Origin of the sequence: Rhodococcus sp. KB6 (assembly GCF_001445685.1) — a bacterium.
GTDB classification, from domain to species: Bacteria; Actinomycetota; Actinomycetes; order Mycobacteriales; family Mycobacteriaceae; genus Rhodococcus_F; species Rhodococcus_F qingshengii.
Window position 1 is genome coordinate 1 of sequence record NZ_LNAK01000074.1, and the last position, 386, is coordinate 386.

Here is a 386-nt window from a genome sequence, read left to right on the forward strand (position 1 = left end):
AGGCTGGGGAGCTTGGTTCCCGGTCCCATCGAGCCGAGTACGAATCGGGCCATGCCGTCGCGGCCTGGTCCCATCTCGTCCGCTACTTCACGGGCGAGAGCAGTGCCTTTTTCCGCGAGTTCGCGGATCCGGTGAGAGATGTCGTAGTCGGCGAGGTTGGGCAGGTTGCAACCGAAGGTGTTGGTCTCGACGGCATCGGCACCAGCGGCGAAGTACGCACGGTGGATGTCTTTGAGCACGTCGGGACGGGTGTCGTTGAGGATCTCATTGCACCCCTCGAGGCCGAGGAAGTCGTCCAGGGTGAGGTCCGCGGCCTGCAACATGGTGCCCATCGCTCCGTCGCCGATGACAACGCGCTGTTTCAGCGCATCAAGCAGGGCAGAGTT

General features: G+C 63.2%; 1 protein-coding gene. It reads right to left on the reverse strand.

The window, feature by feature from the left end:
- Window positions 1-386: homocysteine S-methyltransferase family protein (locus tag ASU23_RS12205; protein WP_172827050.1), on the reverse strand; the 386-nt coding region annotated here is incomplete at both ends.